General features: G+C 70.9%; 12 protein-coding genes. 4 read left to right on the top strand and 8 right to left on the bottom strand.

The window, feature by feature from the left end; all coding sequences use genetic code 11:
- Nucleotides 1-264: 264 nt before the first annotated feature.
- The 7 genes from ACWGIF_RS00885 to ACWGIF_RS00855 all read right to left on the bottom strand — a co-directional run bounded on the left by ACWGIF_RS00885 (nucleotide 265) and on the right by ACWGIF_RS00855 (nucleotide 8154).
- Entirely contained in the window at nucleotides 265-2175 is a 1911-nt protein-coding gene (locus ACWGIF_RS00885) for a beta-galactosidase (protein ID WP_453488944.1), read from the bottom strand.
- Nucleotides 2172-3209 carry a zinc-dependent alcohol dehydrogenase gene (locus ACWGIF_RS00880; protein ID WP_453488941.1) on the bottom strand — a complete coding sequence of 346 codons (1038 nt, stop codon included), beginning with the start codon at nucleotides 3207-3209 and terminating at the stop codon, nucleotides 2172-2174. The genes ACWGIF_RS00885 and ACWGIF_RS00880 overlap by 4 nt, the downstream gene beginning before the upstream one ends.
- Nucleotides 3206-4177 carry an inositol monophosphatase family protein gene (locus ACWGIF_RS00875; RefSeq protein WP_453488938.1) on the bottom strand — a complete coding sequence of 324 codons (972 nt, stop codon included), beginning with the start codon at nucleotides 4175-4177 and terminating at the stop codon, nucleotides 3206-3208. The genes ACWGIF_RS00880 and ACWGIF_RS00875 overlap by 4 nt, the downstream gene beginning before the upstream one ends.
- Nucleotides 4174-5442, bottom strand: a complete 1269-nt coding sequence (locus ACWGIF_RS00870; protein ID WP_453488935.1) for an aspartate aminotransferase family protein — start codon at nucleotides 5440-5442, stop codon at nucleotides 4174-4176. Before ACWGIF_RS00870 ends, ACWGIF_RS00875 begins: the two co-directional genes overlap by 4 nt.
- Before the next feature lie 245 nt (nucleotides 5443-5687).
- Entirely contained in the window at nucleotides 5688-6296 is a 609-nt protein-coding gene (locus ACWGIF_RS00865) for a GPP34 family phosphoprotein (protein ID WP_453488933.1), read from the bottom strand.
- On the bottom strand, nucleotides 6293-6895 hold the full coding sequence (locus ACWGIF_RS00860; protein WP_453488930.1) for an HAD family hydrolase: 603 nt from the start codon (nucleotides 6893-6895) through the stop codon (nucleotides 6293-6295). Before ACWGIF_RS00860 ends, ACWGIF_RS00865 begins: the two co-directional genes overlap by 4 nt.
- 32 nt (nucleotides 6896-6927) lie before the next feature.
- Nucleotides 6928-8154 (bottom strand): MFS transporter, encoded by a 1227-nt coding sequence (locus ACWGIF_RS00855; protein ID WP_453488927.1) that lies wholly within the window; start codon nucleotides 8152-8154, stop codon nucleotides 6928-6930.
- 168 nt (nucleotides 8155-8322) lie between these two features.
- Between ACWGIF_RS00855 and ACWGIF_RS00850 the strand changes: the two genes are divergently transcribed.
- Together ACWGIF_RS00850 and ACWGIF_RS00845 are read left to right on the top strand one after the other, a co-directional pair.
- Complete coding sequence (locus ACWGIF_RS00850; RefSeq protein ID WP_453488924.1) at nucleotides 8323-9090, top strand: DeoR/GlpR family DNA-binding transcription regulator; 768 nt, start codon at nucleotides 8323-8325, stop codon at nucleotides 9088-9090.
- 497 nt (nucleotides 9091-9587) lie between these two features.
- Entirely contained in the window at nucleotides 9588-10709 is a 1122-nt protein-coding gene (locus tag ACWGIF_RS00845; protein ID WP_453488921.1) for a helix-turn-helix transcriptional regulator, read from the top strand.
- 1028 nt (nucleotides 10710-11737) lie between these two features.
- On the opposite strand, the gene ACWGIF_RS00840 is transcribed toward ACWGIF_RS00845, so the two are convergent.
- Nucleotides 11738-12703: a pirin family protein gene (locus tag ACWGIF_RS00840; RefSeq protein WP_453488918.1), complete on the bottom strand. Its 966-nt coding sequence runs from the start codon at nucleotides 12701-12703 to the stop codon at nucleotides 11738-11740.
- Between the two features lie 105 nt (nucleotides 12704-12808).
- On the opposite strand from ACWGIF_RS00840, the gene ACWGIF_RS00835 reads away from it, so the two are divergent.
- A complete protein-coding gene (locus ACWGIF_RS00835) occupies nucleotides 12809-13159 on the top strand; it encodes a tetratricopeptide repeat protein (RefSeq protein ID WP_453488915.1) in 351 nt (116 codons plus the stop codon).
- Between the two features lie 69 nt (nucleotides 13160-13228).
- Nucleotides 13229-14422 carry a methyltransferase gene (locus tag ACWGIF_RS00830; protein ID WP_453489144.1) on the top strand — a complete coding sequence of 398 codons (1194 nt, stop codon included), beginning with the start codon at nucleotides 13229-13231 and terminating at the stop codon, nucleotides 14420-14422.
- Nucleotides 14423-14456 lie beyond the last annotated feature (34 nt).

Raw genomic sequence — 14456 nt, 5'->3', positions numbered from 1 at the left:
GGTGTTCTTTGCAGAACCGGTTGCGGGGTCGGCCGCGGCGCGCGGCCGGCGGTACCGAGGCCGGGCGAAGGCCGATCAGCGGGCCGGCACCGGGCAGGGCCGGGCGGCGGGGGCGCGCTGTCAGGTGCACTTGCCCGCCGCCCCGGCCCCAGGAGACCGCGACACACACGGCGCCGGACTCCACACCGTCGGCAGAACTGCCGCCGGCCAGGACCGGGCGACGGGGAGCGCGCTGTCAGGTACGCTCCCCCGCCGCCCGGGGTGTCAGGAGGCCGTGACGCGCTTCGCGTCGGCCTCTTCGCCGGCCCAGATGAGGGCGACGGGGGTGGTGGAAGGTTCCACGGGGGTGGCGAGCCAGCCCGTGAGTGCGCCGTCCTGGGTGACGAGGACCGCGGCGGAGCCAGCGGGCAGCTCCAGCGTCCAACCACTGCCGGTGACCCGGTCGTCCGCGTCGGTGGGGTTGAACGCGCCGATGACGCGGACGCCGCCGGGGCCGGAGCGGCTCAGGACGCGGGCCCGGCCGTGCGCCGTGGTCCAGCGCGGCCCGGCCGGGGCCGGGAGCGCGGCGGCGAACGCGGCGACGAACGCGGCGACCGCGCCCCCAGCGGGCTGGTCGGCCGGGAACCTCAGTTCGCCGGGGAGGTCGCCCTCGGGGTGCCCGGCCCGCAGCACGGCGACGGGGACGGGGGTGCCGTCGGCGGCGGGCGCGGGCTGCTCGTCGAGCCAGCCGAGACCGATCAGCCGCCCGGAGTCGGCCAGTTGACGGTGCACGGCGTCGGCGAGCTCTGCGAGGACCGTGCCGCCGGTGCGCTGCCAGGCCCCGGTCTCGGGCAGGGCCCGGTCGACGAGGACCACCGCGTCGCGGTCCAGGACGCTGCCGGTCAGCAGGTCACCGTGGCGTTCGAGGAACGCGGCCAGCAGTCGCAGGCCCTCGGCGTTGGCCTGGTGGGAGCCGGCCTCGGCTAGCGGCGCACCCGGGGTGTACGGCGGTGCGTGCAGGCCGGGATCGACACCTTCGGCGCGCAGTCCGTCGGGGTCCATGTCGACCAGGGGGCCCCAGTTCTCCGTGGCGCAGGCGGTGTAGACGCCGACGGTGGTGGAGCCCAGCAGGAGGGCCAGCAGGGCGTTGAAGACGGGAGTCGCCGGCCGGGCGAAGGACTCGTCGGTCCAGGTGAACCCCCAGTTCGCCTCGACCACGTCGGTGCCGCCGAGGAGGATCCCGGCCAGGTGGGACCCGAAGGCGGCGGTCTCCCGCGCCGGATTGCCGATCCATTCGGTGTGGCCGACGAAGTACCCGGAGCCCTGGATGGCGCGCTGCCGGGCTGCCCAGGCGTCGAAGGCGGCGCGCGGTGCGGTGACCCCGGTCAGGGGGACGTTGGCCAGCCGGGCCGGGCCTTCGGGGAAGAGCGCGGAGATCCGGTCCCACAGGCCGACGATGCCGTGCCCGGACCACCGGGACCACAGCTGCCGCGTGGCGCTGGTCCACCGGGTGACGTCCTCGGCGGCGAGGGCGGCCTCGTCGGTCAGGCCGCGGCCGGTGAGCCAGTGGGCGAAGGCGCGGCGGGCGGCCTGCGAGGCGTCCTGGGCGTCCACGGGGAGGTGGGCGTCTCCGCAGGTGCCCTCGTTGCCGAGCTGGAGGGCGACGACGGGGCCGTCGGGGGCGGTGGCCCCGGCGACGACCTCGTCGGCGACGGCCTTCAGCCAGGTCTCCGTCTCGGCCTGGACGGCCGGGTCGAGGAGGCTGGGCAGCGGCTTGCCCTGGGAGGTGAGGACGGTGCCGTCGAGCCCCTGATAGGGGGTGTGTCCGGGGCCGCAGAGCCGGTCGGGCAGCCCGCCCAGCTGGACCTCGGCGTGGATGAAGGGGCCGGGCTTGAGGAGGACGCCCAGTCCGGCGGCCGCGGCGAGCTCCAGCAGTCCGACGACGTCGCGCTGAGGGTCGGTCTTCCCGGTGAAGTCGAAGGAGGAACCCCCCTCGCCGAGGGGCCCGCCGGTCTCGTGGAAGCGCCAGGGGAGGTAGCAGGACACGACGTCGACGCCCAGGGCGCGCAGTTCGCGCAGGTTGGCGGCCCAGTTGGCGGGGTCGGCCCGGTAGTAGGGGTACTCGCCGACGACGACGGGCCGGCGGGTGCCGGGGACGAGCGCCTCGGCGAGTGCGGTGCGCGGCGTGGGGCTCATGCGTCCGCCCCTTCGTGCGGAGGTACGAGGACGACCTTCAGGGCGGTGTACTCGGCGCCGGGGACGGCGGCGAGGGCCTTGAACGCCTCTTCGTGGTCGGCGAGGGCGAAGCGGTGGGTCACCACGCGCTCCAGCGGCAGCTGCCGGGCCAGCTCGACGGCCTTGGGGAAGATCATGCTGTTGTAGTCGCCGGCGCCGATGATCTGCAGGCCGCGCTGGAGCAGGGTGAGCGGCCGGACGGTGGCGGAGGCGTTGCTGTTGAAGCCCATGACGACGACGCGGCCGCGAACGGCGGCGTAGCCGATGCTCTGCTCCAGGAGGTTGCCCACGGAGTCGACGACGAGGTCGCCTCGCTCGGTGAGGGCGGGGTCGTCCGGGGTGTGGACGGTGACGCGGCCTCCGAACTCGGGGGTGTCGAAGATCTCCTGGCCGAGCCGGCCGCGTACGGGGTCGGGCTCCACGAGGAGGACGGTGGCGCCGTACCGCTGGGCGGCCATGGCGGTGACGACGCCCATGGGGCCGCCACCGACGACGACGGCGGTCTCGCCCGCCGCCAGGCGGCCGGCCTCGATGTTGTTGAGTGCGCAGGCGAGCGGTTCGACGACGACGGCGCGGTCGAAGTCCATGTCCTCGGGGATGGCGTGGAAGAAGAGCTCGGGGAGGCGGATGAACTCGGCGAAGGAGCCGTCGTAGTCCAGGCCGACCTCGGTGCCGGCCTTGCGGCCGCAGAAGTTCCAGTGGCCTTCGACGCAGGTGGGGCAGTTGCCGCAGTACAGGGTGGGGTTGACGATGACCCGGTCGCCGACGGCGAAGCGGGTGACGCCCGGGCCGGTGGAGTCGACGACGCCGACGGCCTCGTGGCCCATGACGACACCGGTCTCGGCGGGGAACTTGCCGACGAGGACGCTGCGGTCGGTACCGCAGATGCCGCTCTGGGTGACGCGGATGACGATGTCGTCCGCGGCCAGGGGTTCCGGCTTGGGGTGGTCGACGAGGGCGAGCGTGCGGTCTGCGGTCAGCGTCAGCGCCTTCATGATTCCTCCGTCACGGGCGCGGCGGCGGCGCGGCCCAGGTCCCAGCGGATGGTGTCGAGCAGTTGCTTGTGGAGCTCGGGGGTGGCGGCGGCGATGCAGGATTTCTGGTTCATCGGGCCGAGGTCCACCAGCGAGGTGTCGCCGAGGTCGTCGCCGTAGGCGTCCGTGATGACGACGCCGGCCTGCCGGGCGAGGTAGACGACGGCGGCGATGTCGTAGGGGAAGAGGTGCAGGATCGAGCCGCGGCCGACGCGCAGGAACGCCTCTTCGGTGTCCGGGTGGTCGCGCAGGATGCGGTTGCCGATGTCGACGTAGGCGTCGAGCTGCCCGGTGATGATGCGGGAGATGGAGAAGGTGCTGCTGTTGAAGACGAAGATGCCGCCGGTGTTGGCCGAACTGTCCACGAGGTGGCCGTACGCCCGGGTCATCAGGTCCATCGGGTGGCCGTTGAACTCGATCGACCAGAACATGTGGGTCGGGTCGGTGTTCCGGCTCAGCCGCGGGACCGGGGTGGTGAATCCGCCGCTGTCGAGGCCGTCGGTGTCGTCGCCGTACAGCCACGCACCGCTCTTGATCTCGACCAGGCAGGCGGCGTCGACGTCGGCGAGGGTGGGCTTGCCGTCCCCGTAGGGGGCGGCCGCGATGGACACCATGCCCATTTCGAGACCGGCCGAGGTGGGACGGGTGCCGTCGATGGGGTCGACGACCAGGAGGACCTGCGGGTCGGGGGCGAGCTCGACGTAGGAGCCGTCCTCGGTGTAGAGCGCCGCAGGTACGTGGGCGTGTTCGCGCAGGTAGTCCAGTACGGCCTTCTCCGCCACCTCGTCGACGTCGAACTGGGCGTCGCCGCCGGGCGAGTCGCCGTGCACGCTGCGTTCGCGGCCGGTGGCCTCGTAGGCGAGGAGTTCGGCGCGGACGTGCTGCCCGAGGGAGATGAGCAGCCGCTTCATCGGGTTGTCGGCGGTCATCGGGCCAGCTCCGCGAGGAAGAGGTTCTCCAGCTTGTCGCAGATCTCCTCAGCCTGGTCCATGGTGAGGATCAGAGGCGGGCGGATCTTGAGGACGTTGCCGTAGCCGTACCGCGAGGTGCGCAGGATCAGGCCGTGGTCCATCGCCTTGGTGGCCAGGTGGTTGGTGAGCTTCACGGCGGGCTTGCCGTCGGCTTCGGCGATCTCGAAGCCGATCATCAGTCCGACGCCGCGGACGTCCACGATCTCCGGGTAACGGCGCTTCATGTCGTGGAGGCGTTCCATGATGTAACCACCGGTGCGGGTGACGTTCGCCAGGAATTCGGGCTGCCGCACGATGTCGAGGGTGGCGTTGGCCGCCGCGGCGGCCAGCAGGTTGGCGCCGTAGGTGAACGAGTGGTGGTTCGCGGGGAGGCCGGCGAGCCGCTCGTTGGTGATGATGGCGGCGACCTGCGCGCCCGATCCGCCGAGGCCCTTGGCCGTGGTGATGGCATCGGGTTCGACGTCGAAGTACTGGGCCGCGAACATGTGGCCGGTACGACCGATGCCCGTCTGGATCTCGTCGAATATGAGGGCGATGTTCTGCTCGTCGCAGAAGGCGCGCAGTTTCTGCATGTAGCCGTCCGGCGGGACGATGTTGCCGCCGTTTCCGGATATCGGCTCGATGAGGACGGCGGCGACCCGGCCGGAGCTGGCGTATTCGACGAAGTCGTCGAGCCGGTCCACGCACATCATCCCGCAAGAGCCCTCCTTCTGCCCGTAGAAGCAGCGGAAGCAGTACGGGTCGGGGACCTGGAGGGTACCGGGAAAGAGGTTGGGGAACGGCTCGCGGCGGAACGCGTTGCCCGACATCGACGTCATCATCATCGTCTGTCCCACGTGACTGCGGAACAGCGTGATGACCTCGGACTTGCCGGTGGCCATCTGGGCCATCTTGATGGCGCCCTCGTTGGCGGCCGAGCCGCCCGAGACCTTGGGGTGCACCTTCGTCAGGTTGTCCGGGGAAACCTCCACCAGCCGCTGGACCAGGCCGTTGACCGGTTCACTCTGGTAGGAGGAGGTGATGTGGACCACCTTGTCGAGCTGGTCCTTCATCGCGGCGACGACGGCCGGGTGGGAGTATCCCAGGCTCAGGTTGAACGTGGCCGACGCGCAGTCGAGGTAGCTCTTCCCGTCCTCGTCGTAGAGGTAGACACCCTCACCCCGCGCCATCTTGTAGTCGCTGACGGGGTAATAGATGTGCTCGGTGACATCCTTGGTTTCCATCGGTCCCTCTCACACGGGTCGTTCGAGAACGTCGAGGCATGGACGGCGGAATGCAACTCGCGTCCAAGTGAAAAGAATTGGGATACGGCTTGCTGCCGGTGGGGGGCGGCCCGGATATTTCACCCGATGCAGACAGGGGATCTCACGGCGGCGCCTTCTCTTTCATAAGATCACATCCCAACTCGCCCTGACAAGCGACCTTTTGGAGATGTGAATCTCTTTTACGATCCGGATTCTCCAATTCCCTATCCGGGAAATGCGAGAGCGCCGGCGGAGCCGCTCAGGGAATGGGACACCGCCGTCGCCGCACGGGCGGCGGGCAGCCCCGCGGGCCCCAGCGCGGCCACGGCCCGCAGCGTGCGCCGGGACGCCTCGTCCCGGGTCAGGCCGGGCCAGCACAGGTTGTGCAGTCCGGACGCCGCGATCAGGGCGCCCGCGGCCACCGCGTGCGGTGCGGAGCGGTCGGGTTCCTCCACCGACCGCCGCACCCTTCTCAGCGCTTCGGAGGGCCGAATGCCGGCCCGCCCGCCGGGCGACTGCCCCCCGCCCGGATACCTCCCCGGGCGGGGGGCGGCGAGCGCCGCGGGACCCAGGCGTTCCACCCAGTCGGACGGCGCCCGGTCCCGGCCGGAGGCCTCGATGTGCGCCAGGAACGCGTCCAGCACCGGGTCGCCGTTTCGGCCCCGCCCGGTCGGCCGGACCCGGTCGCCGGACAGGTCCAGCCGGCCGGCCAGCGCGCCCTGGAGCAGCATCGCGCCGGCGAGGCCCCTGCCCGTCTCGGTCTCGCGGCGCGGTGGCGGGAAGCTGCCGTGCGCGGCGGCGCACAGGGCGTAGAACTGCGCCGGCGTCGTCACGTCAACGCCGCCTCCAGCGCGTCCAGCACCCCTTCGGGCGAGGTGAACACATGGCCTTGGAGGCCCAGTTTGCGTGCGGCGTGCACGTTCTCGGCCCGGTCGTCGACGAACAGGATCTCCTCGGGAGGCAGTCCGAGCTCGCGGACGCACCACTCGTAGGCGGCGGGCTCGGGCTTGGCGCTGCCGATCCGGCAGGACAGTCCACGGACCGCGAACCGCTCCAGCCACGGCTGGGTGGCCTCGTACCGGACGGCCAGGTCCTCGGGAATGTTGGAGAGGAGGCCGAGCACGAACCCCCTGTCGTCGAGGACGCCGAGGAGGTCCACGGCTCGCTGGTCGACCTCGCTCCAGCTGGCGAGGTCAGCGGCGGTCAGCTCCTCGGTCAGCCGCCGGTCGAGCGGGATGCCCAGGTCCGCGAAGACCGCCTGCCAGTAGCCGGGCCCGGTGACCTCGCCGCGGTCATAGGGGGGCCGCTGTGACCAGTACGCCGCCCAGAAGCGGTCGGGGTCGCCGCCGGCCGTGCGTTCCAGGACGGTCATGGACTCGGGCGCCTGGACACGCGCGATGACACCGAACATGTCGAAGAGGACGGCTTTCATCCTTCGGTTCCTCACGTTGCGTTGTACGGGTTTCAGAGTGTGGTGACGGATTCCGCACGCCCGGGGTCCCGTGGGCGGGACACGCCGCCGGGGTCAGGGGCGTTGCGGCGCAGCCACAGGCTCAGCACGCCGCAGACGACGGCAAGCAGGAACAGCAGCAGCGGCACCGTCTTCACCTCCATCGTGTCGATGACGGCACCCAGCAGGGGCGGGAACGCCACGCCGCCGATCATCGAGGCGGCGATCACATAGGCGCCGGCGGCGGCCACGCCGGGCACGGCGCGGTTCAGCCAGGGCAGGCAGGTCGGGAAGATCGGCGCGATCATCAGGCCGACGCCGAAGTAGGCGTACGGGGCGAAGGCCGGGACGGTCGCCAGGAGCAGGAAGCCGGCCATGCCGGCGCAGCAGACAGTGAGGATCGACGGCGCGGACCAGCGCAGGCAGATCGGCGCGGCGACGAACCGGCCGATGGTCAGGGCGGCCCAGTAGGCGGAGGTCGCGGTCGCGGCGGTGGCGGCGCCGTATCCGACGGCTTCGAGGTGGGTGGGCTCCCAGCCTCCGACGCCGGTCTCGATGGCGACGTGCAGGACGTAGATCCCGATGAACACCGCGATGATCGGAAGCACCCGCGCGCCGCCCGCCGGGGCGCCTTCCGCCGGGGCGGGGGCGGGCTCCCGGAGGGCCACCCCGCCGAGGGTGACGAGGATCAGCAGGCTGACCACGCCGGTGCCGACGAAAATCTCCGGGTAGCTGTCCGCCCCGAGCCAGCCGATCAGGGCGGGGCCGGCGATGGCGCCGATGCCGAAGTGCCCGTTCAGCAGGTTGAGCATGGCGGTGCTGCGGTGGCCGAACCCGACGGCGAAGAGCTGGTTGAGGCCGTAGTCGATGCCGCCGAAGCCCAGGCCGATGACGAACGTGCCGGCGAGGGCGAGGGTCCAGCTCGGGGAGAAGGCGAAGACGGCCGCGCCTACGGCCATGAGTACGTAGGAGCCGCCGAGCAGCACCCGGTTGTTCAGGCGGCCCCGGAGGAGGTGATAGATCAGCACTCCGAGGAGGGCGCCGACGAAGTGCGCGCTGAGGCTGAGCCCGGCCACGGCCGGACTGATGCCGAATTCGTCCCGCAGTGCGGGGATCGCCGGACCGTAGAGCGCCTGGAGGGCGCCGATCACCACGAATGCCATGCACGACGCGACGATCGCGACGGTGCTGAGGAGGGGCTTCCCCCCTTCCGGCAGAGCGGCCTCAGTGGTGGCGGTCATGGCTCTCCTCATCGGTCATAGCCGAATGAACGCGATCAACGTTCACAACAGCATGAAGTTCACACCGTTTCGATCACGCTACACATCTACAGTGTTCGTTTCAACAGTTTGGGTGTGCGAACCGCCCACCAGAAGCCCCGCCGCGCCATCTGTGCTAAAAGCAGACACATGAACGTGATGGAGAGGCACAAGTTCGTCGTGGGACTGCTGATGCAGCAGAACCGCGCGACGGTGGCCGAGCTGGCCCAGGCCACCGGGGCGTCCGAGATGACCATCCGCCGGGACCTGGAGGTACTCGAGTCCCGGGGGGCCCTGCGCCGGGTGCGCGGCGGCGCCGTGAGCAGCCTGCCCGGCGGCGTCGAGCCCCCCTACGCGATCCGGGCCATGTCCGGATCGCGGGCGAAGGAGCGCCTCGCGCGCGCCGTGGTCGAACTGCTCACCGACGGCGAGACCGTCGCACTGGACACGGGCACGACGGCCGTCGCCATTGCAAAGGCAATGGCGGACCGCCAGTTCACCGTCGCACCCCTCTCACTGCACGCGGCCTTCACTCTGTCCGCGTTCCCGGGCATCCAACTGGTGATGCCCGGCGGGCAGGTGCGCCCCGAGGAGCTGTCCTTCTACGGCCACGCACCCGTGCAGACCTTCAAGGACCTGTGCTTCGACACGTTCATCCTGGGCTGCTGCGGTGTCGACCCCGTTCAGGGAGCGACCGCCTACAACCTCGACGACGTACAGGTGAAGCGTGCGGCGGTCGCCTCGGCGCAGCGCGTGATCCTGGTCGCGACCGCCGACAAGATCGGCCGTGCGGCGCTGGGCCGCATCTGTTCCATGGAGGAGATCGCCCTCGTCGTCACGGACGCCCCCGCGGACTCCCCCGCGGTCGAAGTACTGCGTGACCAGGGCGTCGAGGTGGTCCACCCGGCGGAGGACTGAGCCCGGCAGTCGCCCCGGCGGCTCCGACGGGCGGGGCCGGCCGGTCATCTGGGGATCATCTGAACGCACCCTTCCTGCTACACGGCGCGCAGCCGGGATCGGCGCGTCCCGCTCAGCATCGGGGGCGGGGCAGCCCCCCGCCAATGGGGGACGACCGTCGTCTTGGCGACTGTCGGAAAGACGACAGCAAGAGCTTGCCGCAAGTTTCAGGCAGCTCTGCGCACGTTCCGGCCATACCCGAGCGGTCCTCTAGTCCGGCCGATCTCCGCATGCCGCTCACCGAAATGCCCGGTGGTTCAAGGATCTTGAGCCACTCTCCGGCCGGTATCCGCACACCCGAAGCGTGGCCGATACACGTTCCCGGGGCGGCGGGCCGGGGCGGAGTCTCCTAGCATCGCGATCGCGACGGACGCGAACGAGAGGGCAGCCACATGACACGAGCCGCGTTGACACGCCCGCAGGACCGTGACCGACCCCGGGAGCTCACGCCCGAAGAGATGGACCTCTACCGGGAGTTCGCGGAACACGGCCCCCTCCAGTCGGACCAGGTGCTCACCCGGTCCCGCAGTCTCAACGTCCTCGTCTCCAGCGGCCTCGTCCAGCAGGTCGGCCCCGACTGCTTCGCGGCCACCAACCCCACCGACATATCGGCACAATTGCTCAAACGGTGGGAGGAGCGCGTACAGGGAGCCCAGCTGGACCTGCTGCGCATGCGGGGGCAGCTCGCGGAACTGGCCATCGTGCACGCCTCACGCCAACGGACCCTGGAGGGACCGCCGCTGGAGCGCATCGAGTCATCGGAGGAGCTCCAGCGCATGCTCGACAGCCAGTCCGCCGCATGCACGCAGGAGGTGCTCTGCGCGCAGCCGGGCGGCCCCCTGCCCACGGCCGGGCTGCGCCGCGCCCGGGACCGGGACCTGCTCTCCCGGGGCGTCCGCGTGCGCACGCTGTACCAGCACTCGGCCCGCTTCGACCCGCCGACCGTGCGGTACGAAGAGGAGCTGGCGGCTCTCGGTGCCGAAGCCAGAACGGTCTCCGGCGGCCTGGCCGGCTGCCTGGTCTTCGACCGGTCACTGCTCGCACTCCCCCTCCAGGAACCGACGGGCGGGGCGCTGCTCGTTCGCAGCCCGGAACTGGTCGCCTTCGTCGCCGAGATGTTCAACGTGCTGTGGGCGACGGGCGAGCACATCGGCAAACCGCGCGAGAAGGCCTTCATCCAGGATGTCGCCGACCAGGCGAAACGCTCCATACTGCAGCACCTGATGGGGGGCGACGACGACCGCGTCACGGCCCGCGCCCTCGGCATCTCGGTGCGCACCTGTCAGCGTCACGTCTCCGCCATCATGCGCCAGTTGGGCGCGACGAGCCGCTTCCAGCTCGGCTACCTCGCCCACCGGCACGGGCTGCTCGAACCCGACGGCCCGGAGACCGCCCGCACGGATGTGCCGACATCGATGTCAACACCCGCACCGGCACCCGCACCGGCACCCGCACCGGCTGCCGCTGCCGAGCCCCCGGGGTCCTCCACGGACGGCGGCACCTGGATCCGCCTGTCCCGGGACCGCGGCACCGCGGACTTCACCCAGCGGGTACGGCTCGGCGCCACCGCTTGCCATTAGGGCTTGGTCGGGTTGGGGCTGGTGTGGGTATGCCGCGGTGGCAGGTGGGGCAGACGCCGGTCCATGTCGCGAGGAGGGTCTGTAGCTCGCGGACGATGCGGTAGAGGCTCAGGCCGACGCCGTGTCTTTGGGGCTCTGGTCAGTCGTTGCAGGGTGCAGAAGGCGTGCGGGACGGAGACGAGGGTGACGTGATGGTGCCATCCGTTCCAGGTACGGCCCTCGCAGTGGGCGAGGCCCGGAGTGACTACTTGATCATGACTAGTCGGCAGTCGACAGCAGGAATCCAGACGGTGCCGTAGCCAGATCTGCCTGGACGGCGCCACCCCCCTGGACCTGGCTGGCATACAGGCCGGCCCCGCCGCTGTGGTGCCCGACCGCAGGGGTAGCTGGGAAGATCCAATGAGCAGGTCCGGGGCCACCCTCAAGTACCGGGTGACCGCGTTCAGGAAGCGCCATCAACTCCGGTGGCGCGCTACGCGCCGCGGGGCACCGTGGGACGCGTTGCGCCGGTCAGGGACGGTCACGACCCTGGGCAGCCCCATCATGCCCGGTCCTACCTCCAGGACCGACGACAACACGACCACGGGGTGGGCACCCACTGGACACCCGGTGAGGCATGGGCCCGCTACCGAACGACAGCGGTGGCTTCAACACCGCGTTTGTTGACTGTCCACAACGCCGTGCGCCGACCTCCGCGACAGACCGACATCCGGCTGCAGCGTCGGAGGAGAGCTCACCTGGAGCCGCCCGCGGCAGCCGAAGACTCCAGGACCAGACCCCTCGGCATGACGTTCGCCTGCCGGGCGACAAGTCCGATGCCCCCTCCCAGGATCCAACTACTCGTCAATAGAGTCAGCGAAGGGTCAGCATTCGTCCGACTGGACCTGACCACAGCCTGATCCACGTGAGACCCGACTCCAAGATCAAGACGCCTCTCCAGAGACCGCGCCGACGGCCGCCAGACCACTGGAAGCGGAACGAAATCACAGCCCCTCCGTCCGGCCCGTCCCTGACGATATCAGCGCAGTTCAGCGCACTCTTCCCCTAGGCTTCAAGCGAGTTGGGGGAAGTTCCGGGGAAGGAATCGGAGGGCCGTCGTAGCCCTTGACCTCGCCGTAGCGGGTGCCGTTCATCCAGTCCTCGCGGGCCTGTGCGATATCCTCTTGGGACCGTCCGATCCAGTTCCAGAACATCACGATCTCCTCCTCGAACGGCTCGCCGCCCAGCAGCATCAGGCTCGCGTCCGAGGTTGCCCGGAGCGGGAGGTCCGTGCGGCCGCAGCCGAGGTAGAGCATCGAGCCCGGGAGGACCGGGACGCCGTCGACGTGGGCTTCGCCCGACATCGACAGGACCGCGTACTCGAAGTCCGGGTCGAGCGGGAGGCGGGTTTCGGTGCCGGCCGCGAGGGTCAGGTCCGCCCCCACGATCGGGCTGTACGCCGTGCCGGGCGAGGTCGCCGTGTCCAGGGTGCCCAGGATCACCGTCGCCGTCAGGCCCGGGGCCGTGATCTGCGGAAGTTCGGCGTGGTGCTGGAAATGGGGGGCCACGTCCCGGTGCGCGTCCGGCAGCGCCACCCACAGCTGGGCGCCGTGCAGGAAACGGGCGTGCGGGCGCGGGCTTTCCTCGGAGTGGCTGATTCCGCGACCGGAGGTCATCAGGCCCAGCTCGCGCGGGCGGATCGTGGCGAGGCTGCCCTCGCTGTCGCGGTGCAGGACCTCGCCGTCATGGAGCCAGCTCACGGTCTGCAGGCCCGAGTGGGGGTGGGGAGCGACCTGCATGCCGGGCTCGTCGGCGATGTCGTCCGGGCCGTAGTGGTCCACGAAGCACCAGGCGCCCACCATGCGGCGACCCAGGTTCGGCAGGAGTCGGCGTACCTCCGTGGACTCCCCGAGCTTGACCGTGCGCGGGCTGAGGAGCTCGCGTACCGGTTCGGCCACGACGAATCCGCGGCCGCCGCAGGCGGAGAGAGCGGGCTGGCGATCGAGATTGCTCATATGGACAACCTAGCCCCGACGCGGTGACTCCGGAGGGCGGAATGTTCCACTGTCGCGGCGCGTTGGAGACGCCGGACACACCACCTGGACGGCGGAAGGGACGCGATGAACGCGCCGACGGCGTACTTCGAGCACGGGACGGCAGCCGATCGCTGGGCGCGTGCCCGCCTCTCCTTCGACGCGAAGGAGTACGCGACGGCCGCCCGCATCCTGGACCCGCTGGCCGGGGAGACGCCCGAGCAGCTCGCACCCCGCCTGCTGCTGGCGCGCGCCTACTACCACTCCGCCCAGCTCTCCCGCGCCGAGCAGGAGCTGCGCGCCATCCTGGAGCGCTGGCCGGTGGAGGACTACGCCCAGCTGATGCTGGGCCGCACCCTGGAGCGGCTGGGCCGGGCCACCGAGGCCCGCCCGTACCTGCGGATGGCTGCGGCGATGGCGGGCGAGTTCCCCGAGTAGCGGCCGCCCGGCCCCGCGCGTGCGGGGTCGGGCCCCCGGCTCGGATAGCCTGGGTCCCATATGAACCGCCTGACCACACCCTTCGGCTCCTACGAGCTCACTCGCTTCCCCGAGGACCCGCGCGACCGGCTCCGCGCCTGGGACGCCGCCGACGAGTACCTGCTGCGCCACCTGGACTCCGGTACCGGGGAGCGCGGACCGGTGGACCTGGCCGCCGCCGGTCAGATCACCGTGCTCGGGGACCGCTGGGGGACGCTCACGACGGCGCTCGCCGCGTACCGCCCGACGCAGATCACCGACTCCGTCCTGACCCGTTCCGCGACCGCCGCGAACCTCGACCGGGCCGGGATCGGGACGTCGAAGTCGACGGTGACCCTGCTGACCACGCAGGATCCGCCGCCCGAGCGGATCGACGTCCTGCTGGTGCGCGTACCCAAGAGCCTGGCGCTGCTGGAGGACCAGCTGTACCGGCTGGCCCCGCACGTGCACGCGGGTACCGTCGTGGTCGGCGCCGGCATGGTCAAGGAGATCCACACCTCCACGCTGCGGCTCTTCGAGAAGATCCTCGGCCCCACGAAGACCTCGCTCGCGGAGAAGAAGGCCCGGCTGATCTTCTGCACGCCCGGCACCCCCGGGGCGACCCGGCCCTCGACCCCCGGGCCGTGGCCGCTGACGTACACCGTGGACGAGGACGCGGGATCCGCCTCCGGGCTGACCGTCGTCAACCACGCCGGGATCTTCTGCGCCGACCGGCTCGACGTCGGCACCCGCTTCTTCCTGCAGAACCTGCCGACCAACACCGACGGCGCCCGGGTCGTCGACCTGGGCTGCGGCAACGGCGTCGTCGGCACGGCGGTGCAGGTCCACGACCCGGACGCCGAGGTCGTCTTCACCGACGAGTCCTACCAGGCGGTCGCCTCGGCGCAGGCCACGTACCGGGCGAACGTCCGCGAGGGCCGGCGGACCGCCGAGTTCCTCGTCGGCGACGGGGTCGCCATGCTGCCCCCCGCCTCCGTGGACCTGGTGCTGAGCAATCCGCCCTTCCACTCCCACCAGGCCACCACGGACGCGACGGCGCTGCGGATGTTCGCGCAGTCGCGCAAGGTGCTGCGGCCCGGGGGCGAGCTGTGGATCGTCGCCAACCGGCACATGGGCTACCACACCCATCTGCGCCGGCTCTTCGGCAACAGCGAAGTCGTCGCGAGCGAGCCGAAGTTCGTGGTCCTGAGGGCGGTCAAGCAGGATCGTCCGCGCCCTATGTGACCTGCGAGTACAGCTCCGGCGGCAACCGGGGCCG

Source organism: Streptomyces sp. NPDC054849 (assembly GCF_053610945.1).
The sequence above is the reverse complement of the archived record's forward strand: the minus strand, read 5'-3'. Positions and strand labels throughout refer to the sequence as shown.

What these genes read in the sequence shown, in the direction of transcription:
- ACWGIF_RS00885 (WP_453488944.1), bottom strand. Translation starts at nt 2,175, where the DNA reads ATGAGCCCCACGCCGCGCACCGCACTCGCCGAGGCGCTCGTCCCCGGC.
- ACWGIF_RS00880 (WP_453488941.1), bottom strand. Translation starts at nt 3,209, where the DNA reads ATGAAGGCGCTGACGCTGACCGCAGACCGCACGCTCGCCCTCGTCGAC.
- ACWGIF_RS00875 (WP_453488938.1), bottom strand. Translation starts at nt 4,177, where the DNA reads ATGACCGCCGACAACCCGATGAAGCGGCTGCTCATCTCCCTCGGGCAG.
- ACWGIF_RS00870 (WP_453488935.1), bottom strand. Translation starts at nt 5,442, where the DNA reads ATGGAAACCAAGGATGTCACCGAGCACATCTATTACCCCGTCAGCGAC.
- ACWGIF_RS00860 (WP_453488930.1), bottom strand. Translation starts at nt 6,895, where the DNA reads ATGAAAGCCGTCCTCTTCGACATGTTCGGTGTCATCGCGCGTGTCCAG.
- ACWGIF_RS00855 (WP_453488927.1), bottom strand. Translation starts at nt 8,154, where the DNA reads ATGACCGCCACCACTGAGGCCGCTCTGCCGGAAGGGGGGAAGCCCCTC.
- ACWGIF_RS00850 (WP_453488924.1), top strand. Translation starts at nt 8,323, where the DNA reads ATGAACGTGATGGAGAGGCACAAGTTCGTCGTGGGACTGCTGATGCAG.
- ACWGIF_RS00845 (WP_453488921.1), top strand. Translation starts at nt 9,588, where the DNA reads ATGGACCTCTACCGGGAGTTCGCGGAACACGGCCCCCTCCAGTCGGAC.
- ACWGIF_RS00840 (WP_453488918.1), bottom strand. Translation starts at nt 12,703, where the DNA reads ATGAGCAATCTCGATCGCCAGCCCGCTCTCTCCGCCTGCGGCGGCCGC.
- ACWGIF_RS00835 (WP_453488915.1), top strand. Translation starts at nt 12,809, where the DNA reads ATGAACGCGCCGACGGCGTACTTCGAGCACGGGACGGCAGCCGATCGC.